The sequence below is a fragment of the Rhodococcus sp. BS-15 genome (assembly GCF_000813105.1).
Lineage (GTDB): Bacteria > Actinomycetota > Actinomycetes > Mycobacteriales > Mycobacteriaceae > Rhodococcoides.
This window is the reverse complement of record NZ_BAOX01000021.1, coordinates 12,456-35,928: the sequence shown is the minus strand read 5'-3', so window position 1 is coordinate 35,928 and position 23,473 is coordinate 12,456. Positions and strand designations below refer to the sequence as shown.

Here is a 23,473-nt window from a genome sequence, read left to right as displayed (position 1 = left end):
GGTGCATCGGCCACCGGGTCGCGAGCAGCGCTGCGCCGCGTGCGGCCACCGATTCCGGGTTCGCCGGGGTTACGACGGGGAGGCCGATCCACGCACTGAGAATCGATTCGACCAGCGGAATGCGTGCTCCGCCGCCGATGAGGAAGAGAGCGTCGACGTGCTTGGGTGAACGACCGATCACGTCACGCACCAACCGCGCCGAGTACTCGATGGGAACGGTCACCAGGGACTCGAACGCCTCGCGCGAGATCAGGATCACGCCGCCGTCACCGGGTAGGCACACCGCGCCGCTGGTCGACAGCTGCTCCTTGGCCACGCGGCACCGTGCGGTGAACTCGCTCAGTTCCTGATTGTCGGCAATGTCGACGCCCTGCTTGGCGAGCTGATTGTCCGAGATGAGGCGATCGAAATCGTCACCGCTGATGTCGATGGTGCGCTCGGCGAGCAGAACCTGCCCGGTACCGCGGTCGATCACGCTGATCGTCAATCCGGAGCTGCCGAGATCGTAGAGAGCGATGGTGCCGAAGTGTCCCAGCTCTCCCGACGCCTCGAGGTACTGCAACGCTGCTCGCGCCTCGGGAACCAGTCGGTAGTTGTAGAGCCGCTGACTCGCCATCGCCTGCTGGATCTCGCCGAACTGCTGCTGGTCCCGGTACGCGACACCGGTTGCTTGCACCGGCCCACCGTCGCCCGGCTGCGAGAGCACGACGCCGATCGATTCGGCGGCCAGTTCCTCCGCGCGGTCCCAGTAGGCGTCGACGGTGTCGTGGTGGAAATCGAGGCGACCCGGATCCTGAGGGCGCGCGTCGGGACGAGCCATGCGCACTGCACTGGCCCCCACCGACACACCGAGAACTTCGGTCATTACCCGCCTTCGGTCGACTTCCCCGTGAACACACGCCGAGACTCATTGTCACGAACGAGTCTCGATCCCCCTGCCAATGGCTCACTGTAGCGCGTCCCGTGGTGCACAGTGCAGCACCCGACCACAGCACTACAGTTGCGGCCATGCGCGTTCTGTTCGTCTGCACCGGGAACATCTGCCGATCGCCCACAGCCGAGCGACTTGCGGCCGCATTCGCGCGTGAGGGTGGGTTCGAGCTGACCGCGAGCAGCGCCGGAACGCAGGGCTTGACCGGACACGCCATGGACCCGACGGCTGCGACGGTGCTGACGCAGCTCGGCGGTGACCCGGACGGTTTTGTTGCCCGACGCCTCACGCCCGCGATCGCTGCCGACGCCGATCTCGTTCTGACGATGACGGCGGCACATCGCGATGCCGTCCTGGCGCTTGCACCGCGGCAGATGCGTCGCACCTTCACGCTGCTCGAGGCGGCCGGTCTCGCCGCCGCGTCGGGCGCGCACTCCATCGCGACCCTGGCCGACGCACGGGCGGTGCACCGTGTCGACACACTCGACATCGGCGATCCGTATCGGCGCGATCACTCGGTGTACGAGCAGGCCGGGGAGTTGATCGCAGAGACGCTCCCCCACGTTCTGCGGTTGTCGACGCAGTGAACGTCCATCTCTCACCGAGCCGCTCGCTGAGGTAACGTTCTCGCATCATTGCCGACCATCCGGGTCCGGCCACGGCGTTAGGGTCTGTGCATGCGCGACAAGGTCATCGCGTCGGCAGCAGTGGCGAGCGCCGGACTGGCAGTCGCCGTGGGCTTGACCATCGGCGCTCTCGGTGGCGCGTTCGACGACACGAGCCAGACCGTTCGTCCGCCCGCTCTGAAGTCGGACAGCCTGAGTTCGGTCGAGTCGACGCCGGCCTCGACGATCGTCATCGTCCCGCCGTCGCCCACGTGGCAGGTCGCGGTACCCACCACCGCTCGCCCCACGACGACCACTCCGGATCGGCCCGAGACCACGACGCGAAGCCCGCGCCGAACCCCGTCCTCGGACCGGACGACCACCACCACCTCCGCGGACGATTCGGATGATTCGGATGACGAAAGCAGCACCACGGAAACCGAATCCGACTCCGGGCGCTAGGCACCGGCCGAGGGTCGTCAGCCGGGCTTCGTCAGCGCCGTGTTGTCACCGATTCGCAACGCGGCCACCAATTCTCGGTAGAGCGAGTCGGTGTTCATGAGCTCGGAGTGTGTGCCCCTGGCACGGACCGCTCCGTCCTCCATCACGAGGATCGTGTCGGCGTCGAGCACGGTGGACAACCTGTGCGCGATGGTCACGACGGCAGAGTCGATCGCGATCGATCGGATCACCTCGTGGATTGCCGCCTCGGTGCGGCCGTCGACCTGAGCGGTTGCCTCGTCGAGCAGGAGAATTTCCGGACGTCGAACGATGGCCCTGGCCAACGCAATTCGTTGACGCTGTCCACCGGAGACGGTCGATCCGATCAGGTCGGTGTCCAGTCCTTCGTCCAGCGCGCGGATCGCCGAGTCCAGATGCACCGACTCGAGCGCCGCCCAGATGTCGGCTTCGCCGGCATCGGGATGGCTGAACAGTAGGTTCTCGCGGATCGAGCCGGGGAGCACCGGCGTCTCCTGCTCCACGTAGGACAACCGGGCTCGCACCTCGTCGATGGTCAGCTCGTCGTACGGAATTCCGCCGAGTCTGATCTCGCCGGCCTCGGGCGTCAGGAAGCGCAGGATCAAGGAGAAGACGCTGGTCTTGCCCGCTCCCGACGGTCCGACGATCGCGGTGTGTCCACGCGCGGGCACCTCGAGGTCGATTCCGCGCACGGCCGGCTCCCGACCTGGTGCGTATCGGGCTGTGACGCTGCGGAATTCGAGAGCCGGAGCGGGCGCTTCGGTCTTCGCCGACCGCATCGAACCCGCTTCACCTTTTTCGGTGACCAGATCGTCGATCTGGCGAATACGGGCAGCCGCGGCCATTCCGGCCTGCAGTGCGGTGATGTTCGTGGCCAGCGTGGACACCGGTCCCATCACCTGGAATGCGTACAGCAGAAACGCGATCAGGCTGGACACGGCCAATGCCCCGGTACTGACGCGATAGCCGCCGAGACCGAGGATTCCGATGATCGCCAGCTGTACTCCGCCCCCGGCGAACGTCCATGCCAACGCGGAGATCTTGACCGCCCGGACGCTGTGCTGGGCGGAGATTCGCGCCTCGGAGATGACTCGCTCCGATTCGCGGGCCTCGGCCCTGCTGGACTTCACGGTACGAATGGCCCGCAGCGTGCCGTCGAGAATTCCGCCGAGGCGGCCCACCGCTTCCTGGGATTGCCGCTGCGCGACGGCGATCGGAGGCATCAGGCGCGCGAACAGCACCGCGATCGCAATGATGGCCGAGGCGATCGCGCCGAGCAGCACCAGATCGAGCACGGCCATGAGAATCAGTGCGCCGACGAGGCCGACCACACTGTTGACTATGGCCACCAACGCGTTCGACGTGGCCTCGCGGAGCAGAACGGTATCGGAGGTGACCCGGGTGACGAGTTCTCCGGTGGGCCGAGTTCCCAGACTTCCCACCGTGGCACCGAAGTACTTGCGCACGATGGATTTACGGGCGTCTAGGACCACGCGTTCGGCCAGGACCCCCAGCACGATCCATTGCAGATACAGCACCAGCGAACCCACAACCAGCAGACCCACCAGGATCAGCACCGGCTGGATCAGGGATGCGTCGGTGCCGAGGCCGTCGAGCACTCCTTTGGCGACCATCGGCGTCGCCAGCGCTGTTCCGGTGCCGATCAGGCCGAGTGTCAGGCCCAGGACAAGGGTCCGACGGTGCGGCCGGACGAACTGCCACAGCACGCGCAGATTCGGGACCGTGATCTTCTTCTTCTCTGCGGTAGCGATCTGCACGTCGACCATGGCACCAGTGTGCCGGATGGAAGGGTCGGTCTAGATCGCGTCCCAGATCATGTGCACGGTCGTACCGTTCTGGTCCGAGGTGACGGCGGCACTGTCGGCCAGCGCCCGCATGAGCGGCACCCCTCGCCCGCGATTGGGATCGGAATTGTGCGACGCCCAGTCCCCGCGATCGGTCACCTTCACTTCTATTCGACCCTCCGCGGCACACGAGACCCGAATGTCGAGTGTTCCGCGATCGGTGTGGTCTCGATACGCGTGCTCGACGCTGTTCGCTATCGCCTCGTACGTGGCCAGCACCACGTCGTATGCACGATCGGGGTCGACGCCCACAGTGCCCAACCAGTCACCGAGCTCACGACGAAGCTCCGACGCTCGATCCGCATCGGCAGGTTCGCCGGTGAACAGCAGTTCTTCCATTCGCGCACCTGCCGTCGAGATCGAACTGTCGGTACGTGAGTCGTCACCTCCGAAGAGAGTCGCCATCATGAATCCCGTCTACCCAAAAGTTCAGGATCTACCCGCATGAATTGCAACGAATGCTTCGTCGACCGTTGCATAGATTCCGAACACCTCGTCCAAACCGACGAGAGTGAGGGGACGACCGGTGGCCGGACCATCCGCGACCACCGCAAACCCGGCCTCGCCGCCGAGTTGCTGATGCGTCGATGCCAACAGAGACATGCCCGCGGAGGCGAGAAATCCCACATCGCTGAGGTCGATCACCACAGCCGTCGGCGATTTCTCGAGTACGAGAGCAACCGACTCGGACAGATCAGGAGCGGTCACCAGATCCAGTTCACCGGACACTGCAAGAACCACGTCCTGATCACGCCATTCCACAATCACATCGAAGTGCTGGGGCCCGAGGCCCGTGTCGTCCGCAGTCACACGAAGACTTTACCTCGGCGCACCCTGGCAGACTTTCTTCCACTCAGCCGAGTGGCCCGACTCCCGTTAGGCTCGCTTCGGTGATCGAGGGACAGCATTGACGTGAACCGTCGCGGATCTCGCCGTCGTTCGGTCGGCGAATATGTTGCCGTCACGGTCGGCGGCGCGGTCGGTGCGGCGTTGCGGTACGAGGTCTGGACATGGCGCGCATCGCCGAGGTGGCTGCTGGTGAGCACGTTCGGAGTCAACGTGTTCGGATGTCTCGTCGTCGGTGCGGCGTTGGGATACCTGTGGGGTCGTCCGGCTCCGGTTGCCCGAGCAGGAGTGTTCGGGCTGGCGTGCGGGTTCACCACGTTCAGCCTGTACGCATTCCACGCCGTGACGCATCGCGGTGCCTGGAATTCGGTTGTCTACCTGCTGGCCACACCGGTGGTGGCGCTCGTGGCAATGGCACTCGGTGCGGCGATCACCAGGCCCAGGCCGGGCAGCACACGATGACGACGATGCTCCTGGTGGCCGCCGGTGGCGGACTCGCTGCGCTCGGGCAGTTCGTGTTCGCGCACGCGATCAGGTCTCGGCGACGGTTGTCCGCACTCAATCTGGTGGCGTGCGCGGCGTTGGGATTGGTGTTCGCTCTCGATCCCCCGGACCGGTTTCGTTCGCTGGTGGGCGTCGGATTTCTGGCGTCGGTGGCTCCGATGGCCACGGTGGTGCTGGCTACGCTCCGGCTCACTCGAACCCAGCAGTATCGCAGCGCTGCAACGTTCTTCGCTGCGAATGTGGTGGGCGGTGTCGCCGCGGTGATGTTCGGCTTCCTGGCGTGGAAGTCCGGCATCACGCTCTATCACAAGATTTTCTGACTCGGATCCGTCAGTCGCTCGTCGAGTCCTCGCACGGCCCCTGCACTCCGGCCTTGACGAATCCCGCGATCTGGTAGAGGTAGGTGAATTCCCACTCGACGAGCGAGAAGTCGTAGGTGCGTGGCGTCGGACGCATGGTGACGGTGCCGTCGAAGCATTGATCGAAGATGTAGCGGGCGCGCGGTAGGTGGTAGCGCCAGGTGACGACGATGACGTGGGTCCAGCCCCGTTCGCGGGCGAGTTCCTGGGTGAAGATCGCCTCTCCCCGCGTGGTCGACGGAACGGGTGGAATGCACAGCACCTCGAACTTCTGTGACGATGCGGCGCACGCCTTCTTCATCGTCGAATCACCGGACCCGTAGGGATCGGAGAGCACCACCGTCTTCGCCAGACCCTGCTCGGCGAGCGAGATTCCGTATGCCTCACGGCCGTCGTGTTCGCCGCCCAGTACGACGATGGCGTCGGCCGTGGTCAGTGGATCGACGCGAGCCTTGGTGAACGCGACGTAGCCGCCGACACCGATCGCAGACACCAGGACAACAGGAATCGCGAAGGCGAGAAACAGCAGCAACCGTCCGCGGAACACCTCACCAGGTTAGGGAAGGTGCACCGCGGGCGCGCGATCAGCGACTCAGATCACTCGCTCGGCTGAGGCACGGTGACGTTGCAGTCGGAGACCTCAGGGTTGACGCCGAAGTAGTTGAGCGGTCCTGCGACGACGGTGAGGGCGATGGTGCCCGCGCCTGCGCAGTTCTCGGGTGTGCTCTCGAAGTCTCCACGCTGGTACGACGCGAATGCGCCGACTATCAGCCAGACGAGAACGATCAATGTCACGAATCTCATGGTGCCCCCTTAGGCGGTCAGCCGCCGTTCGGCTGTCGGGAGCCAGGTATGTCCGATTGTCGCAGTCTTCAAACCGCTACTGGTCGTTCTGCCTGGACAGTGTCTGAGACAGGTAGTCGCTCAGCGCCTGTTCCTGGACGCGATCGAGGGCACGGGCCAACTCTGCTTGCGCAGATTTCATCGCCAGACTGCGCATCTTCTCGAACATCTCGGTGGTCTCGGCCACCTCCCCCGACTTCGGCAGCCAACCCGGACCGTGCTGGCTGATCAAGTGGTCGGTCACGCTCCCCACCATCGACTCGGCGATGGCGTTCATCTTCGACGCGGTTCTCTCGTGTTGGTCGAGCAGTTGTTCGAGGGTGAAGCCGTACTGGCTCAGATCGACGAAGACTTCGAGGAGAGTGGGGTCGAGAATCTCGCACTGGTCGCCGTCGATTCTGATCAGCTTCGCTTCGATCAGTCGCGCGACGATGTGGTCGTTGTCCTCGCCGAGAAATTGAGCGATCAGTTCGACGGGAATGACCGTGGTCTCGCCCGACGACCATTTACGGGTCACGATTTCCTGAAGGCCCAAGATTTCACTCAGGTCTTTGCCCTGCTCCCAGCCCGAGAGGAAATCGGCGATGTGCGCCGAGGTGAAACCGCGCTGCAGCAGCGAATCGATCATCTTCAGCCGCGTCAGATGGTCGTCGCCGTAGATGCCGACGCGTCCTCGGAGCGTGGGCGGCGGGAGCAACCCGCGTTCCTGGTACGCCCGCACATTGCGGGTGGTCGTCTTGGCCTCCCGGGCCAAGTCGTCGATTCGATACTCCACCGAGCTCCCTACCTCCGCCGCGCGTCGACCCACAGGATATACACCGATCACGCGACGAAAGAGGGAGCCGGGTCGGTACGTCATCGCACGTGATGCGCGCTCGGCAGCTTGTGCACCTCGGCCGGATTCTTCGGGAGAAAACCCATTCTCTGATTCCTTCGTGTCTTCAGGAGTGTGCGACGGCCGGGGTGGGCTCGAAATCGAGGCCGACGCCGCGCGGGATGGTGGTGTAATCGCCGCGCTCGACGTGTCGGAGTTGGTTGACGTACTGCGTCGCGAACCCGGGGAACATGGTGGCGTTGAAGCCGTCCACGGTGAGGTACCAACTGCTGCAGCCGGAATTCCATGTGGTCTTGCCGAGCTTGCGCTGCAGTTCGGCGTTGTAGGAGTCCTGGACGTCCTGCCGAACGTCGCAGCTGTGCAGATCGCCGTCGAGCACCAGCGAGATCGCCTCGACGATGTAGTCGATCTGAGCCTCCATGTACACCAGTGCCGAGCTGTGGCCGGGACCGGAGTTCGGGCCGAAAGTGAAGTACATGTTGGGGTAACCGGACACGGCAATGCTCTTGTACGCCTTGGCCCCTGCGCTCCATTCGTCGGCCAGCACACGGCCGTCACGGCCGGTGATCGGTATGGGGGTCCCGGTGTTCGAGACGTCGAATCCGGTGGCGAACACGATCGCGTCGAACTGATGCTCGACGCCTTCCACGGTGCGAATTCCCTTGGGTGAGAGCGTCGCGATCGGCCACGTCACCAGCGTGCAGTTCGGCTTCTGCAGCGCCGGGTAGTAGTCGCTCGTCATCAGCAGCCTCTTGCACCCGGCCCGGAAGCGAGGTGTCAGTTGCCGCCGCAGCCAGGGATCGCGCACCTGACGACGCAAGTGCACGCGACCGACGAGTTCGACTATCCGGGTCAACGGGGTTTTCCAGACGACACCGAGTGCGACGGACTCGTGTCCCCAGAACCACAGCGAACGTGCCAGCGTCTGCGTCTGCGGGTATCGCGCGTATCGACGCTTGGTGCCCGGCTGCGTCTTTCGATTCATTCTGGGCAACGTCCAACCCGGGGTGCGTTGGAACACCTTGACCGTTTCGGCGATCTTCACAAGTTCGGGAACGATCTGCACTGCGCTGGCTCCGGTTCCGACGACGGCGATCTTCTTGCCGGCGAAGTCGAAGTCGTGATCCCACCGCGCACTGTGGATCTTGTGCCCCTCGTAGGTGTCGATGCCGCGAATGTTCGGCAGGCTGGCATTGGCGAGCGGACCCGACGCCATCACCACCGTGCGCGCTCGAACATCGGCGCGCCCGTCGATGCTCAGGTGCCAATGCCCGGACGCCTCGTTCCAGATGATGTCGACTACGTTGTGTCCGAATCGAATACGCGACTCGATATCGAACTCGTCCACCATCGTGTGGATGTAGTCGAGAATCTCACCGCTACCGGAGTAGGTGTGCGACCAGTTCGGATTGGGCGCGAAGCTGTACGAGTACAACCGGGACGGGATGTCGCAGGCTGCGCCCGGGTAGGTGTTGTCTCGCCAGGTTCCACCGACCGCGCTACCGCGTTCGAGGATGACGAAATCCTCGATTCCACTGTTGCGCAATCGAATGGCGGTACCGATTCCGGCGAATCCTGCACCGACGATCACCGCGTCCAACACACCTTCACGCACATCGAATTGGTTCATGCGACGGGCTCGTAGGTCAGTTCCTTGGCCCAGGTCGGCTCGGAATTGAGGGTCTTGCTCGGATACCGGCGAGTGAGCTTCACCAGTCCGTCCGCCAGGACGTGATACGGGTGCTTGCGGTTGATCACGATGCTGCCGTGCCACTGCACGATTCGATACATCGGCACCCGGAGCGCCTGAGGACTGCGTTCGCCGACACTCTTGAACCGCTTCATCGCGGTGTACAGCCGCTCTTCGTCGACGCCCATCTCGACGATGTTGTCGCGCATCTTGTTCAGCAGCGGGATGTAGCGAAGCGTTCCGACGATGAGGGCCGGGTTCATCCACGCACCGACGGTGTCGACCAGAATCTTGCGCATCCGTGAATGTCCGAGCAGTTCTATGACGGCGAAATCGACTGCCAGATGGCGTGATTCGTCGGAGTTGATCTTCTTGAAGACTGCCTGACACACCGGATCGTCGATCTCGTCCATGATGAATTTCACCAGTGCGCCGTCCAGCGCCACCTCGAGCATCGGTATGACGGTTCCCAACACGGCCAGCGACAGCCCGTCGGAATGCTTGTCGAGCCAGTCGATGACGAGCTTGACGTTGATGTTGGGCTCGGGCATCTCGTCGCCGTCGAGCATGCCCCAGCGCCGCATGAGAGCGAGTTCGGCGTTGGCATGTTTCTGCTCTTCCGCGTGGAAGTAGCGATAGATCTCGGCCAGCGTCTCGGTCGGTGCCTTCAGTGCCATCGCCGCGAAACCGCGCGCTCCCACGTTCTCGATCCACATGAGATCGGACATGAAGGGCTTGAGCTTGGCGTGCAGTTCAGGCTGATCGTATCGGCACCCGGTCCGTCCCAGTCGATATCGGCCAGTGCCCATTGACGGTCCTTGATCTTGGTCAGCATGTCGTCGAAATCCATTGCCATGTCAGGCTCCTGAGGTTGTGGAAGTGAGTGTTTCGGTCTTCGCGGGTACCTGTTCGGCGGGCATCACGCGGTTCAGCAATCCGAGTGCTCGCACGTACACCGCAGGCAACAGCCTCTTGAACCGCCAGACGGCTTTGGCGTCGAACTGGGGCACCACGTACAGCGACGTCGGTCGAATGCGTCGAGGGTTCTGATCGCGATCTTGTCGGGTGAACGTCCGGTCCAGCGCATCGCGAACTCGGCCAACCGTGACGAACTCGACGTGATTCGGCCGTCGACGGCCACGTTGGTCTTGACGAACGTCGGGCACAGGACCGACACGCGCACACCGGTACCCGACAGCTCCGCGGCCATCGTTTCCGACAGCGACATCACCGCGGCCTTACCCACGTTGTACGGCCCCATCAACGGTGCGGCGGCGAAGCCCGCGGCGGAGGCGACGTTGATGATCCCGCCCTCGCCTGCGGCACGCAGCCCAGGGGTGAACACCTCGCAGCCGTGGATCACGCCCCACAGGTTGATCCCCAGAGCCCAGTTCCAATCCTCGAAACCGACTTCTCCGACGGGCTTTCCGCCGATCCCGACTCCGGCGTTGTTGATCACCACAGTCGTCGGTCCGTCGAATTCGACGGCAGCACTGAGCGCAAGCTCCTCGACGTTCTCACGAATCGACACATCGCACTCGACGGCGTATCCCTCGGCGCCGAGTGCGTGGATCATGGCGACCGTCTCCTGCGCTCTGGGCAGTGAGATGTCGGCGCACATGACGACGCCTCCGCGGCGGGCCAGTTCGAGTGCGAAGGCGCGGCCGATGCCGCTACCTGCGCCGGTCACCACCGCTCTCGACCCGTACGAGGGTTTTCCGGCCTTGGTCCTCATCAGCTCACCTGTTCCTTCGAATCATCCTGTACGACTTGGTTGTCGAGCGTATGGGCGATGAACTCGGCTGCACGCTCGAGCGCGAGTTCGGCCTCGGGTATCAACCTCGGGAGAGCTTGGAACACGTGCATCTGATCGGGCCAGATCTCGAGTTCGCCTCTGCCGCCGGCCTTGTCGATCATCGAGTGCAGGTGCCGCGCGTCGGCGCGCAGCATCTCGGCTCCACCCACCTGGATCAACGTGGGTGGCAGGTCTCGCACGAGGGCGAGGTCGAGCCGCAGCCGCGGAAGGTCGGCCGCGTTGCCGTCGGTGTAGAGCTTTACGAGTGCTCGCGCCGATGCCGCAGAGATCATCGGGTCCTTGCGGATTCGCTCGGTCTGCGCCGAGAGCTCGAAGTCGAGATCGATCAACGGCGAGAACAGCACCACTGCACCCGGCTGCGGCGTCCCGGTTCGGTCGTTCTCGATGATCAGGTCTGCGGCGAGGTGGCCGCCTGCCGAGTCTCCCGCGATGACGATGTTCTTTGCGCGGTACCCCTGTTCGAGGAGCCGGCGGTAGGCCGATTCGATGTCGTCGGCCGCTGCGGGAAACGGATGTTCCGGTGCCAGCCGGTAGTCCACCGTGAACACCGGCAGGCCGGTGGACCTCGACAACCTCGCGGTCAGCCCACGATGCGTGCGGGCCGAGCAGATGACGTACGCGCTGCCGTGGAGGTAGAGAATCACGCGCTCCCCCGGTGTCACACCGGCTGCGCGGACCCATTCGCCGCGGACGGAACCGTCTGCAACGAGGTCCACGGACGTTCCTCTCGGAACGGGACCGAACAGGTTCATCGATGCGGCGACGATGCGTCGGGAGACCCTGATACCTCTGCGGTTCGTCGGTAGGGCGCTGGTCAGAGGCCGCAGGGACCATCGAGTGGCGAAGGCTGCCACTCGGGCTCGCGGTGACCCGACGGCTGCGATACCGGTGGGCACGAAGGCAACATCTGTGGTTGAACTCACGACGTCACCTTCACTCCCTATTCGCCATTTGTCAATGGCCTATTAATTAGTGGCGAAGTGTGCAACAGTGACGACCGACACACTTCGAGCCCTGAGGAGCAGCTGGTGACGATGTTCGGAAGCCGACCACCGGCAAACCTCGCAGCACGCGAGGACGACACCGCGACCAGGATCGTCGCACTCGAGATCGACCAGGTCGCGCACGAGACCGAGGACGCGATCTCGCTGACTTTCACCGTCCCCGAACACCTGGCCACGCAGTTCTCGTACGAAGCGGGGCAGTTCCTCACCCTCGAAATCCCTTGCTCGGACGAGGGATCCCTGGCGCGCTGCTACTCGTTCTCGAGCTCCCCGGTCCGCGATACCCAGCCGACCGTCACCGTCAAGCGGATCCCGAACGGACTCGCGTCACAGTGGCTGCACGAGAACGCAATTCGAGGGATGCGACTGAATGCGCTGGCACCGTCGGGCATGTTCGGTCCACAGAGCTGGGACTCCGACTTCGTGCTGATGGCCGCGGGCAGCGGAATCACCCCGATGCTGTCGATCATCAAGACCGCCTTGTTCCGACACGGCAACCGGATGACTCTCGTCTACGCGAACCAGAACCGCGAGTCGGTGATCTTCGCGGAACAGTTGGCAGAGTTGCAGTCTCGGTTCCCCGATCGACTCGACGTCCACCACTGGTACACCTCGGAATCGGGACTCCCCACTGCAGCAGGACTGGCCTCGATGGGGGCCCAGGTGACCGACAACTGCGAGGCCTTCCTCTGTGGTCCGCCGCCGTACATGAACGTCGCGGAAGAATGGCTCGCGGGCACCGGCGTGGCGGTTCGCCGTACTCACCGCGAAGTGTTCGCGTCCTTCGAGTCGAATCCGTTTCGGCCCGACGAATCCCCGGCCACGTCCGGATCGACTGCGGACTTCGTTACCGCCGAGGTCGAGATCGACGGGCTCGCAACCGAATTCGAGTGGAACGCCGAAACCAAGCTACTCGACCGCCTGCTCGAGCTCGGACTAGATCCGCCGTACGTCTGCCGTGAAGGTACCTGCGGCGGCTGCGCTTACACCTTGACGGCGGGGTCGGTGACGATGCTCGCGAACGAGACACTGGACGAGTACGAACTCGGGCACGGGGTCCGGTTGGCATGCCAGTCGGTGCCCACTGCCGAGCCGATTCGTGCGGTGTTCGACCGCTGATGTCCACCGCGATCGGCCGTACGGCCTCGAACTACATGCGGCGACACCCTGTTGTCGCCGTCTCCACCTTCGGACGTCAGATGTCGATGGGCGTCAAGGCCGGTCGATCGCTGACCTCGGACATCGCACACCGCCGTTTTCCCTTCGCCGAGTTCATCCGTCAATGCGCCTTCATGGCAAACACTTCCGTCATCCCGACGTTGCTCGTGGCCATCCCCTTCGGCGTCATCGTCTCGGTCCAGGTCGGTGCCATCGCCGGTCAGGTAGGTGCCACGTCTTTCGCCGGGGCCGCCAACGGACTCGGAATCATCCGACAGGGTGCGCCACTGGTGACCGCACTGCTCCTGGCCGGCGCGGTCGGATCCGCGGTCTGCGCAGACTTGGGCTCGCGCACCATCAGGGACGAGATCGACGCCATGGAAGTCATGGCGATCTCGCCCCTGCAGCGCCTGGTGGTGCCGCGCTTGGCGGCAGCGATGCTGGTCAGTGTCCTGCTCTGCGGAAGCGTGTGTTTCGTCGGATTCATCACCGGCTACATGTTCAATGTCTTCGTTCAATCCGGCACACCGGGCAGCTATCTGGGCACCTTCGCGTCGTTCGCCACCATCGGCGATCTGGTACTCGCACTGATCAAATCGCTCGTGTTCGGCGCGATCGTCGCAATCGTGGCCTGCGACAAGGGATTGAACACCAGGGGTGGCCCGGGCGGTGTGGCCAATTCGGTCAATGCCGCCGTGGTCAGTTCGGTGATCCTGCTCTTCGCGGTCAACGTGCTCTTCACTCAGCTCTACACCATCGTCTTCCCTGCGCGGTTGATCTGACATGGCCTCCCGGTACACACCGCCATTGGTCCGGCCGGTCGTCGCCACGGCCAAAACCGCTGTTGCAGGCCCGACCCGCGCGCTGGCCACCATGGGTCACCAGGCGACCTTCCTCGGCCGATCCGTGGCCTCGATGCCCTACACGCTGCGGCGATATCGACCGGAGCTGTGGCGACTGCTGTCGGACGTCAGCTGGGGCAACGGTGCCATCGTCGTCGGCGGCGGCACCATCGGCGTCATCGTTCTGCTCGGGGCATTCGCCGGAGCAACCGTCGGGATAGAGGGATACACCGCCCTGAATCTCCTGGGTATGGGCCCACTGACCGGTGCAGTGTCCGCCTTCGGAACCACCCGTGAACTGGCACCGCTGATCGCGGCGATCGGCTTCGCCGCGCAGGCCGGCTGCCGCTTCACCGCGCAACTGGGCTCCATGCGCATAGGCGAAGAGATCGATGCGCTCGAATCACTTGCCATAGATCCCCTCGCCTACCTCGTCAGCACCCGAATGATGGCCGCCGTCATTGCGATTCTGCCCCTCTACGTGCTCGGTTTGAGCGCGAGCTACCTGACGGCCCAGATCGTGGTCGGTGTCCAGAGCGGCCAGTCGGCCGGCACCTACCTGCACTACTTCCATTCGTTCATCTCCGTCCAGGACGTGCTCTACTCGGTATCCAAAGCCGTTGTGTTCGTGCTCCTCACGACGATCATTCAGTGCTACTACGGCTATTACGCCTCCGGTGGGCCCGAGGGTGTCGGTGTTGCGGCGGGCAAGGCCATCCGCACCAGCATCATCGTCGTCATCTTCGCCAACACTCTGATGACACTGGCGATGTGGGGATCCGATCCCGGCATTCGGATCTCGGGATAGGGGCGCGCATGTTCGATGTCGGAGGTAGGTCACCCACGTTGTCCACGCTCGTGCTTCGAGGCCTGTGTGTGCTCCTGACGATGAGCGCGATCGCCGGCGCTCTGCTCGCGCGCTACACCGGAATCTGGCGCGATACAGTCGATGTCGTCGCGATGCTCCCCTCGCTCGGTGACGGCCTCCCGCAGAACGCGGACGTGAAGTTCCGAGGCGTGCTGGTCGGTGCTGTCGCAGGCGTCGACAGCGTTGCGGCGGGAACGACGACGGTGACCATTCGGTTGCATCCTGCACGCGCCGAGACGATCCCGAACACCGTCACCGCGCGGGTCGTTCCCAGCAACATCTTCGCGGTCTCCTCGATCGAGTTGGTGGACACCGGCCTGGGCAGCGGGATCGAATCGGGATCGATCATCACCGGTGATTCTTCTCGGGAAACACTCGAACTGCAGACCGCGATGACGAGCCTGCGCAATGTGCTGACGGCGATCGACCCGGAGAAGTCGAGTTCGGTCCTGACTACCTTGGCCGATTCCCTCGACGGCCGCGGAGAATCCATCGGCACGTCCATCTCGACAGCCAGCAGGTACCTCACGACGCTGCGCGCCGAGATCCCCGATCTGACAGCGGATATCGACCTGCTCGACGCCTCCATCGGCAGCCTGAGCAGAACTGCACCGCAGCTGCTGGACACCTTGGAGAGCTCGTTGGTTCCCGCCGCGACACTCGTCGACAAACGTGCTCAGCTGGCCGCGTTCCTGACGAGTGCCGCGGGTGCCACGTCGGGTCTGGACGCAGCGTTGGCCCCCAACCTCTCGGGTGCCATCTCACTGGTTCGAGACCTCGATCCCGTGATGGGCGCATTGGCCGTCAACGGCGACGACCTTCCCGCAGGCGTGCGCGCATTCGGGCAGACGCTGGAAGGATTCAACAAGGCGTTCACAGGCCCCAACGGCCGACTGATCTGGTCGATCGACATCACCGCCACCCCCTTCACTCCGTACACCCGCGAAGACTGCCCGCGTTACGGCGACATGGCTGGAGCCAGTTGCACCACGGCACCGGGGGCGTCTGGTGGTCGCACTGTCACGACCGGCAGCACGGGAGCGTCGGCCGAAGGAATCGTCTACTCGCCGGGCAACATCGGACCCGTCGGCAGCGACCAGGAGAAGTCGGTCATCGGCGAAGTTTTGGGTAGGCCCGCCGATACGACATCGGTGATCCTGCTCGGGCCGCTGCTGCGCGGCCAGACCATCGCCGTCGACGCCGATCCGGTCGGTGCGCGATGACGTCGATCCGCAGGCCACTCATCGGGTTCGGCATCTTCATGGTCTGTGCCATTGCCGTCACCTCCCTCATCTGGACCACACTCGGACGATCGATCGCAGGCGAGACGAACACATACTCGGCACTGTTCGAGGATGCGTCCGGGCTACAGAGCGGTGACGACGTCCGCATCGCAGGTGTTCGGGTGGGCAAAGTGGAGGACGTCTCGCTCGACGGGCACACGGCTCGAACACGTTTCGTCCTCGAGCAGGACCAGACCGTGTTCGAGAACACGATCGTCTCGATCAAATATCAGAACCTGATCGGTCAGCGGTACCTGGCATTGGACACCACCGGGGAACGAGGCAGGACCGTCGATCCCGGCACCACCATCGGAACCGATCGCACCGAGCCATCGTTCGATGTCTCAGCTCTTCTGAACGGCTTTCAACCGCTCTTCAGCGTGCTCGATCCCGAGCAGGTCAACTCACTTTCGGAGTCGATCGTGGCGACCTTGCAGGGCGACGGCGTCTCGATCAGCAGTCTCATCGTTCAAAGCACCGCATTGGCAACAGAATTCGCCGAGAAGGACGAGATACTCGGGCTGATCGTGACCAACCTCGGGGAAGTACTCGCCGGGCTCGCCGATCGCGGTGCAGAGACGACCACCTTGATCGAGTCCACGGAGCGATTGATGACCGATCTCAACGCACAGGCAGGGCCGTTGACCAACGCCGTGCGCACTCTGGGGGACACCGCCGGTCCCGTCGCCGAGATGGTCGATGATCTGCGGCCGTCGCTCGCGGGCACCATCGACCGGCTCGCAGACGTAACAGATCTCGTCAACGGCGACGGCGCACAGCTACGGACGTCGATCGGAGTTCTGCCCGCGCTGCTGGCTTCGTTCTCACGCATCACGGAGAACGGCGGCTTCATCAACATGTACGCCTGCAATCTGGATGTGAGCTTCGCCGGTGTGCTCCTCCCACCAGGAATCTTCAGCCAGATCGGCGGCAATCAGCATTCGGAGGTATGTCTCGAATGAAGCTTCGACTCGGACGTTTTCGGTTGTCACCGCCCACCATGGGCGCGGACTTCTGGCGCGGTATCGCAGGAATCTCGGTGATCGTCCTGGTCTTCGCAACGGTGATCGCCTACCAACACGCCGGAGTCGGAACACGCACGGTCGCCGTCCTGTTCGCTCAGGCCGCCGGGCTGCGAGTGGGCGACGACGTACGCATTGCAGGTGTGTCTTCGGGCAAGGTCGACGCACTTTCATTGGCAGGTGATCACGTCGTGGTCGAACTCCAGGTGGACGAGTCCGTGAGCCTGGGCTCGGAGACCACGGCCGAGATCACCTTGTCCACCATCCTGGGTTCGCGCTACGTCTCACTCTCGCCCGACGGTGCAACCCCGCTCGGCGAGGACCCGATCGCTCTGTCGCACAGCCGAGTTCCCTTCGATCTGCAGAAGACCATCGAGACGGGAACCCCGGTGATCGAGCAGATCGACGCCGGGGCGATGCGTGAGTCACTGACCACGCTGGCCGATCAACTCGAGGGCACCCCCGAACTGACGGGTCAGGCCTTGGAGAGCATCTCGCGCTGTCGAGGGTCATCGCCGACCGTCGGGACCAGATAGCCGCGTTGCTCGAGAACGCCGACCAGGTGACCGGACGGTTGTCGGAGAACAGCACTGCTTTGATGGCAATGCTGGGACAAGGCGCAGCGGTGTCGGGAGCCATTGTCTCGCAGCGAGAAACAGTGGCGAACCTCATCGTGACCACCGACGCGCTCACCGCTCGACTCGATGCCGTGTTCGCCGAGAACAGAGCTGCGATAGACCCGTTGATCACGGAATTGACAGCACTGAGCCGAGGTTTGGCGAACAACGACGACACACTGCGACGAGTCTACGAAGGACTGCCGATTGCAGTACGACAGCTGACGAACGCCTCCGGCAACGGTCCGTACGTCGACATCGCCACTCCGTGGTCGCTGCTCCCGGACAACTGGCTGTGCGCCGCCGATGTAGTGCAGGGATGCCGATGAGAACCAGGATTCGTATCACCGGAGCCGCGTGCGCAGTGGTGTTGATGTTGGGCGCGGGCTGTGGCCTGCCTCGATCGATATCCGACGCTACCGGCGGAACCATCACGATCACCGCAGATCTGAACAATGCTGCCGGACTCTACGAGGGAAACGAGGTCTCGGTGTTGGGTATGGCGGTGGGAACGGTCGACACCATCGACGCTCAGGGTCCACACGTTCGGATCACCATGACCGTCGACCGATCGGTGCAGTTACCTGCCGATCTCGAAGTGGCGACGATCTCGACGTCGGTGGTGACCGACCGGCACGTGGAGCTGACGCCGCCGTACTCGGGCTCCGGGCCTGTCGTCGAGGACGGGGCTCACGTGCCGCTGGCCAGAACGCATGTCCCCGTGGAGATCGACAGGGTGCTCGCCGCTGTCACCGAACTGTCGACCACTCTCGCAGACAGCAGCGACGGCAATCGTTCCGTCGCGGATCTGTTGGCACTGGCGGACGAGGGTTTGACGGGGAACGGCGGCAGGATTCGCACCACCCTGGACGACTTGTCCGCGGCGCTCGCGGTCGGGGTCGACAACGAGGATTCGTTGACTCGCCTGATCTCCTCGGTCAGTGATCTGAGCCGCGTTGCGGCCGAATACGATACGCAGATTCGCGACTTCTCAGCCGACATGGCGCAGGTGTTCGGCGAAGCCGGTGATCAGTCGGTCGCGCTGGGCGATACCGTTGCACAGGTCAATCGGATCGCGAGTCAACTCGCCGGTCTGATCGAGACCAATCGGTCCGCGTTCCCGACTCTGTTCGCGGATCTGCAGACGGCCGTCTCCGGGCTGACCGATCACGGCCGCGAACTCTCCGAGACCATCGACACGGCACCGACACTCTTTCGCAATCTGGAGAACGCGACGGACCCGGTGTCGCGAGCTCTGCGTGTGCACTTCCTCACCGACAGAACGCTGTTCGACACGGAGTTGGTCAACCAGTTCTGTCAGCGAATCCAACTGAAGTCGGAGGGCTGCCGCACCGGGCGTGTCTACGATTTCGGGCCGGACTTCGGAATCTCGGCTGCACTGTTGGGGCTGAGCCGACCATGACGTCGTGGACGAAGTCGCTCATCACCCTTGCCGCCGCCGCATTGCTGGCCGGGTGCAGCACCACTCTCGAGGACCTACCCCTACCGAGTCCGGGTGTCGGCTCCGACTCGTACCGCATCGACGCCGTCTTCACCGATGCCCTCAACCTGCCGCAGCAGGCGAAGGTCAAACTCGGCGGAGTCGACGTGGGGCAGGTGGAGCAGATCGACGCGTCGAACTACACGGCCGTCGTGTCGATGAATATCCGCTCGGGCGTGGTACTTCCGGCCGACGTTCGCGCCGAACTTCGACAGGCGACCCCACTCGGCGATGTGTTCGTCTCGCTGTCGTCGACATCGTCGATCGCGCAGCCCGGCACCGCGCGTCTGCAGCCCGGCTCGACCATCGATGTGGCGTCTACGTCGGCGGGGGCACGTGTCGAGGAACTGCTCGCCTCGGCGTCGATGGTCGTCAACGGAGGTGGTGTGAACCGACTGCAGACCATCATCGGAGAACTGGACACGGCTACGGCGGGGCGCAGCGGCGACGCGTCGAACATCATCACCGAGCTCACCGCAACCGTAGCGGATCTGAATCAGCGCACGGCAGAGATCAATTCGATGCTCAGTAGGACGCAGGAGCTCAGCTCGGTTCTGGGCACCCGCACCGAGGCGATCGACGCGATCGCGCAGCAGCTCCCCGAACTCACGCGCACCCTGGCCGACAACAGCGCGGGCATCATCGATGTCCTCATTTCTGCCGGCGGCGCTGCCGACAAGCTCGGTACCTTCACCGACGAAGCGGGTCCGGCGTTGCGTGAGTTGCTCGTCGGCACCGAGCAGACTTTCGCGGACGTAGCGGCGATCGGCGATGATCTCGACGCGACGATGAAGCAGCTCGAGCAACTCGCCCCGAAGCTGACATCGAATACCCAGGGCAATTCCATCGCGATCTACGTCCGGCTGTCGTGGCTGAGTCTGGCTGCGCTCGACGACCCGTCGAGCCACTGGCCGGGTGCCCAGGACGGCGAGGACTTCGTCGGGAGCCTCACCGACACCCTGAACCGCGTGTACGGGCGCGTCACCGGGCAGGGCCTGACTCCGGCACCCACCATCGAGCCGCCGACTCCGACCGGTACACCGAGTTCGGACGGGACGGGCCGATGACGCTGCGCAGCTGGGCCCACAGGCACCGGGTCCTCGTCTCGAACACTGCACTCGCGCTGGTTCTTGCCGTGGGAGCGGCCTACCTGACCATCGGTGCGCTGCGCATCGATCCGTTCGCACAGGACTACCGAATCACGCTGCGGCTCTCCGACTCCGGCGGGTTGCAGGCGAACGGCGACGTCTCACTACGCGGACTGCGCATCGGTCGAGTCGCCTCGGTCGACATCACCGCGGACGGCGTCGAGGCATCGCTGGACATCGCCGCCGGACATCTCGTTCCGGCCGACGGCACCGTCGTCGTGGCGGCTCTGTCGGCGGCAGGCGAGCAATACGTCGACTTCCGTCCCGAGTCGAACGACGCCCCATATCTGGTCGACGGCGATGTGGTGGAACGGAATCGGACGAGTACCCCGGTGCCGTTCGCGAAGATGCTCGTCGGTGTCACCGATCTCGTGAGTCAGATCGACCCTGCGCAGCTGTCGTCGATCATCGACGAACTCGACGCCGCGACGGCAGGAGTCACCGCACAGCTGCAGACGATCGTCGACGGCGGTGGGGCATTGTTGACCGGTCTGGATTCCGTTCTGCCCGAGACGATAACGCTGATTCGGACCGGCCGGACCTTGCTCCGAACGGTGTCCGACATCGAACCGGACATCACCAGGCTGGCGATCGGCGGCACATCGCTGGCGGATCAGTTGGCAGCCTCGGATGCCGAGGTCAGGGCTCTGCTCGACGACACACCGGCCAGACTCGATTCCGCCGGGACGGCCATCGCGGAGAACCGCAACGCAGGCGGAGACCTGCTGAAGAACCTGGCGCGAATCGCCCGAGCCGCCCGGCTACGCACACCCGCGATCGAGGCGCTGTTCCCCGCCATGTCTGCCGGTGCAGGCGCGTTCGGACTCGCAGGGCGAGACAACCAACTGAACGTCGTCGCAGATCCCTATCCGCGGCCCACCTGCGACTACCTCAACCCAACGGTGTCGCCGTCCATCGATGCCATGGCACCGCCGTTGAAGTACATGTACTGCAACAGCACCGACCCAGGGCTGCAGGTGCGCGGGGCGCAGAACGTCCCGCGTCCACCCGGCGACGACACCGGAGGTCCTCCTCCTGGGGCCACCGGACAAGAGCGCACGACAGGCGGCTGACCTGCCCCACCCATTCAAGTCTCACCACGAAGGAGCTCGACGATGTCGGACCTGAAGACGAACGACGACGCCGAAACACTCGACGGCGCAACACTCGACGCCGAATCCTCGGCGGGTCGAGCCGAACCGGAACTTTCCTCGCCGACGCGTCGGCGGCCGTCGGTCACCACGTCGGTTCTCGCCGTCCTGTTGTTCGCCGTGCTTGCCGTTGCCGGCCTGTTCGCGTATCAGCTCGAAAACCGACGCTCGTTGGACACGTCCCGCTCCGAGGCCGTCGACACTGCTCGTACATTTGCCATCACCCTGTTCACCTACAGCGCGGATACGTTCGATACCTATGTCGACGACGTATTATCCGGTGCCACAGGTTCATTGGCTGATACATTTGTCGAGACCAGCAGCGATCTGCAGGCGACTCTCGTCGAAGCCGGTGCGACGTCGTCCGCCCAGATCCTCGATATCGCTGCGAAATCCTCGACCCTCGATCGGGTGGAAGTATTGGTGATCATCGATCAGACGGCATCGAATGCCACGGTCACCGAACCGCGTCAGGCGGTGAATGCGGTGATCATGACACTCGAACGGCAGGAGGACGGCAGGTGGTTGACCAGTGACGTCACCAATCCCAGTGCCGGACGATAGCGACCACGACACACCGTTCGTCGGTCCGTACTCCGAAGGTCCTCCGCCCGAGGCACTCGAAGTCCACTGTTCCGACCTCACCCGGTTCGGTCTCGAAGAGTTGGCGCGCGCGGTCCTGATCACGGTGGTCCTCGCGGCAGCCACGGGGATAGCCGTCCTTCGCTGGCCGGTGTCCTGGGTGCGAAAGCGTCGACGCTTCTCGGTCGCCCTGGCCGAGGGACTCGTCAAGGGATTCGAGGCGTTGGGGCCCACTTTCGTCAAACTGGGTCAGCTGATGGCGTCGTCGCCCGGGGTCTTCCCTCCGGTGCTTGCCGACGCCTGCCTGCGGTTGCTCGACGGGGTTCCTCCCGTTCCGGCGCACAAAGCTCGGCGGGTGGTCGAGCGCGATCTGGGCGGCAGAATCGAGGACCTCTTCGACTCGTTCGACGACGTACCGCTCTCGGCTGCCTCGGTGGCTCAGGTCCATGCCTGTGTGTTGCGCGACGGACGAGACGCCGTCGTGAAGGTGCAGCGTCCGGAAATCAGGCGTCGCATGCGCGTCGATCTTCGGGTGGCGTTCGCAGGCGCATCGCTGTTGGAGCGGTTCTTCGAGTTCTTTCGTATCGCCAACGCGACGGTGATCGTCCGCGAGCTCAACGATCTGACGGCTCACGAATTGAACGGTGCCGCCGAGGCACTGCGGCAGCAGAACTTCCGCAACAACGTGCATGTCTTCGGCGACAATGCGGGCGTCATGGTTCCGGAGATCTACTGGAGCCATTGCGGTCCGCGCGTGATCTGCATGGAGCGAGTTCGCGGCACTCCGGTCGGCCGAATAACGACGAGTGAACTTGCCGGGATCGACTCCGAGCTGCAGCTTCGTCGTGGTGTGAAAGTCTGGTTGGAAGCCGTTGTGCTGCATGGCCCGTTCCACGGCGATGTGCACGCGGGCAATCTGTGGGCGCTGGACGACGGTCGCGTGGGATTCCTCGACTTCGGGATCGTCGGCGAATTGCCCGAGGAGTGGCGCATCGTACTGCGTGAGATGTTTCGTGCGTCGCTGTTCGACGGCAACTACACCGAAGCTGCGAGGCGCATCCGCATGCTCGGGGTCACCGAGGGAACTACATTGGGCGACAAATTGATCGGGCTTCAACTGAGGAAGCTCTTCGAGCCGATTCTGGGCCGTGGAGCCGCCCGACTCGATCTGAGCAAGCTGGTCGCATCTCTCGTCGAGACCGGCAGACGCTGGGGCGTCGCGACTCCGGAGGAACTGGTGCTGTTCGGCAAGCAGCTCGGTTACTTCGAGCGCTACTCGGCCGCACTCGCACCGGAGTGGGTGTTGGGTCGAGACCTGTTCCTGTTCAAAAACATTCTCCCGGAAGAAGTGGCCGCAGCGGTGGCCGCGAGAAACATCGTGCTACCGGACTAGGTTCGTTCCACGGGTAGGTCGGCCGGGCGGGCCGAGTACGAGAAACTCTAAGTTTTGCGAAATATTCGGCGTCGTTCTGACCCCGAACGCGTGACCGCTCGTTGAACAATCGGCCACGGCGTTCCACCGA

At 63.9% G+C, this 23,473-nt stretch carries 25 protein-coding genes and 2 pseudogenes; 16 read left to right on the top strand and 11 right to left on the bottom strand.

All coding sequences use genetic code 11. The features are described 5' to 3' along the window. The coding region (locus RHBS_RS04905) for an Hsp70 family protein (protein ID WP_145977472.1) at positions 1–865 on the bottom strand (865 nt) is incomplete at its 3' end. 143 nt (positions 866–1,008) lie between these two features. On the opposite strand from RHBS_RS04905, the gene RHBS_RS04900 reads away from it, so the two are divergent. Together RHBS_RS04900 and RHBS_RS04895 are read left to right on the top strand one after the other, a co-directional pair. Next, the gene (locus RHBS_RS04900) at positions 1,009–1,518 is read left to right on the top strand and encodes a low molecular weight phosphatase family protein (RefSeq protein WP_121872710.1); all 510 of its coding nucleotides are present in this window, start codon (positions 1,009–1,011) and stop codon (positions 1,516–1,518) included. Positions 1,519–1,608: 90 nt separating this feature from the next. Next, positions 1,609–1,998: a hypothetical protein gene (locus RHBS_RS04895; RefSeq protein ID WP_128644964.1), complete on the top strand. Its 390-nt coding sequence runs from the start codon at positions 1,609–1,611 to the stop codon at positions 1,996–1,998. A 17-nt stretch (positions 1,999–2,015) separates the two neighbouring features. Here the strand turns inward: RHBS_RS04895 and RHBS_RS04890 are convergent, their stop codons facing one another. Genes RHBS_RS04890 through RHBS_RS04880 form a run of 3 tightly spaced genes read right to left on the bottom strand, consistent with a single transcriptional unit; the run spans position 2,016 to position 4,691 of the window. After that, positions 2,016–3,803 (bottom strand): ABC transporter ATP-binding protein, encoded by a 1,788-nt coding sequence (locus RHBS_RS04890; protein ID WP_128644963.1) that lies wholly within the window; start codon positions 3,801–3,803, stop codon positions 2,016–2,018. Positions 3,804–3,833: 30 nt separating this feature from the next. Further along, on the bottom strand, positions 3,834–4,286 hold the full coding sequence (locus RHBS_RS04885; protein ID WP_237669012.1) for an ATP-binding protein: 453 nt from the start codon (positions 4,284–4,286) through the stop codon (positions 3,834–3,836). Between the two features lie 24 nt (positions 4,287–4,310). Continuing rightward, positions 4,311–4,691, bottom strand: a complete 381-nt coding sequence (locus RHBS_RS04880; RefSeq protein ID WP_374700531.1) for an STAS domain-containing protein — start codon at positions 4,689–4,691, stop codon at positions 4,311–4,313. A 102-nt stretch (positions 4,692–4,793) separates the two neighbouring features. On the opposite strand from RHBS_RS04880, the gene RHBS_RS04875 reads away from it, so the two are divergent. Beyond that, entirely contained in the window at positions 4,794–5,189 is a 396-nt protein-coding gene (locus RHBS_RS04875; RefSeq protein ID WP_237669011.1) for a CrcB family protein, read from the top strand. Further along, a complete protein-coding gene (locus RHBS_RS04870; RefSeq protein ID WP_128644961.1) occupies positions 5,186–5,551 on the top strand; it encodes a CrcB family protein in 366 nt (121 codons plus the stop codon). The genes RHBS_RS04875 and RHBS_RS04870 overlap by 4 nt, the downstream gene beginning before the upstream one ends. Positions 5,552–5,561: 10 nt before the next feature. Here RHBS_RS04870 and RHBS_RS04865 read toward each other — a convergent pair whose 3' ends face one another. The 7 genes and pseudogenes from RHBS_RS04865 to RHBS_RS04835 form a co-directional block, all read right to left on the bottom strand. Further along, positions 5,562–6,137, bottom strand: coding sequence for a YdcF family protein (locus RHBS_RS04865; RefSeq protein ID WP_128644960.1), 576 nt, complete (start codon positions 6,135–6,137; stop codon positions 5,562–5,564). A 50-nt stretch (positions 6,138–6,187) separates the two neighbouring features. After that, on the bottom strand, positions 6,188–6,394 hold the full coding sequence (locus RHBS_RS04860; RefSeq protein ID WP_121871054.1) for a hypothetical protein: 207 nt from the start codon (positions 6,392–6,394) through the stop codon (positions 6,188–6,190). Positions 6,395–6,470: 76 nt separating this feature from the next. Further along, complete coding sequence (locus RHBS_RS04855) at positions 6,471–7,208, bottom strand: MerR family transcriptional regulator (RefSeq protein ID WP_121871055.1); 738 nt, start codon at positions 7,206–7,208, stop codon at positions 6,471–6,473. A 166-nt stretch (positions 7,209–7,374) separates the two neighbouring features. Next, the gene (locus tag RHBS_RS04850; protein ID WP_128644959.1) at positions 7,375–8,898 is read right to left on the bottom strand and encodes an NAD(P)/FAD-dependent oxidoreductase; all 1,524 of its coding nucleotides are present in this window, start codon (positions 8,896–8,898) and stop codon (positions 7,375–7,377) included. Further along, a pseudogene (locus tag RHBS_RS04845) lies at positions 8,895–9,814 on the bottom strand (ferritin-like domain-containing protein). Before RHBS_RS04845 ends, RHBS_RS04850 begins: the two are co-directional and overlap by 4 nt. A gap of 1 nt (position 9,815) precedes the next feature. Further along, positions 9,816–10,693, bottom strand: a pseudogene (locus tag RHBS_RS04840) (SDR family NAD(P)-dependent oxidoreductase). After that, the gene (locus RHBS_RS04835) at positions 10,693–11,697 is read right to left on the bottom strand and encodes an alpha/beta hydrolase (RefSeq protein WP_237669010.1); all 1,005 of its coding nucleotides are present in this window, start codon (positions 11,695–11,697) and stop codon (positions 10,693–10,695) included. The pseudogene RHBS_RS04840 and the gene RHBS_RS04835 overlap by 1 nt, the downstream one beginning before the upstream one ends. A gap of 111 nt (positions 11,698–11,808) precedes the next feature. On the opposite strand from RHBS_RS04835, the gene RHBS_RS04830 reads away from it, so the two are divergent. Genes RHBS_RS04830 through RHBS_RS04775 form a run of 12 tightly spaced genes read left to right on the top strand, consistent with a single transcriptional unit; the run spans position 11,809 to position 23,343 of the window. After that, positions 11,809–12,897, top strand: a complete 1,089-nt coding sequence (locus RHBS_RS04830) for a ferredoxin--NADP reductase (protein ID WP_237669013.1) — start codon at positions 11,809–11,811, stop codon at positions 12,895–12,897. After that, on the top strand, positions 12,897–13,718 hold the full coding sequence (locus tag RHBS_RS04825) for an ABC transporter permease (protein WP_187298369.1): 822 nt from the start codon (positions 12,897–12,899) through the stop codon (positions 13,716–13,718). Before RHBS_RS04830 ends, RHBS_RS04825 begins: the two co-directional genes overlap by 1 nt. Position 13,719: 1 nt before the next feature. Then, the gene (locus RHBS_RS04820; RefSeq protein ID WP_128644958.1) at positions 13,720–14,586 is read left to right on the top strand and encodes an ABC transporter permease; all 867 of its coding nucleotides are present in this window, start codon (positions 13,720–13,722) and stop codon (positions 14,584–14,586) included. Positions 14,587–14,594: 8 nt separating this feature from the next. Beyond that, on the top strand, positions 14,595–15,869 hold the full coding sequence (locus RHBS_RS04815) for an MCE family protein (protein ID WP_128644957.1): 1,275 nt from the start codon (positions 14,595–14,597) through the stop codon (positions 15,867–15,869). Continuing rightward, positions 15,866–16,891, top strand: coding sequence for an MCE family protein (locus tag RHBS_RS04810; protein ID WP_128644956.1), 1,026 nt, complete (start codon positions 15,866–15,868; stop codon positions 16,889–16,891). Before RHBS_RS04815 ends, RHBS_RS04810 begins: the two co-directional genes overlap by 4 nt. Further along, entirely contained in the window at positions 16,888–17,487 is a 600-nt protein-coding gene (locus RHBS_RS04805; RefSeq protein ID WP_187298368.1) for an MlaD family protein, read from the top strand. Before RHBS_RS04810 ends, RHBS_RS04805 begins: the two co-directional genes overlap by 4 nt. Positions 17,488–17,513: 26 nt before the next feature. After that, entirely contained in the window at positions 17,514–17,897 is a 384-nt protein-coding gene (locus RHBS_RS04800) for a hypothetical protein (RefSeq protein ID WP_236745350.1), read from the top strand. Further along, a complete protein-coding gene (locus tag RHBS_RS04795; RefSeq protein WP_187298367.1) occupies positions 17,894–18,991 on the top strand; it encodes an MCE family protein in 1,098 nt (365 codons plus the stop codon). Before RHBS_RS04800 ends, RHBS_RS04795 begins: the two co-directional genes overlap by 4 nt. Continuing rightward, positions 18,988–20,136 carry an MCE family protein gene (locus tag RHBS_RS04790; RefSeq protein WP_128644952.1) on the top strand — a complete coding sequence of 383 codons (1,149 nt, stop codon included), beginning with the start codon at positions 18,988–18,990 and terminating at the stop codon, positions 20,134–20,136. The genes RHBS_RS04795 and RHBS_RS04790 overlap by 4 nt, the downstream gene beginning before the upstream one ends. After that, entirely contained in the window at positions 20,133–21,290 is a 1,158-nt protein-coding gene (locus RHBS_RS04785; RefSeq protein WP_128644951.1) for an MlaD family protein, read from the top strand. The genes RHBS_RS04790 and RHBS_RS04785 overlap by 4 nt, the downstream gene beginning before the upstream one ends. Before the next feature lie 42 nt (positions 21,291–21,332). After that, a complete protein-coding gene (locus tag RHBS_RS04780; protein WP_128644950.1) occupies positions 21,333–21,932 on the top strand; it encodes a hypothetical protein in 600 nt (199 codons plus the stop codon). Next, positions 21,919–23,343 (top strand): AarF/ABC1/UbiB kinase family protein, encoded by a 1,425-nt coding sequence (locus RHBS_RS04775; RefSeq protein WP_128644949.1) that lies wholly within the window; start codon positions 21,919–21,921, stop codon positions 23,341–23,343. Before RHBS_RS04780 ends, RHBS_RS04775 begins: the two co-directional genes overlap by 14 nt. The last annotated feature ends 130 nt before the right edge of the window (positions 23,344–23,473 follow it).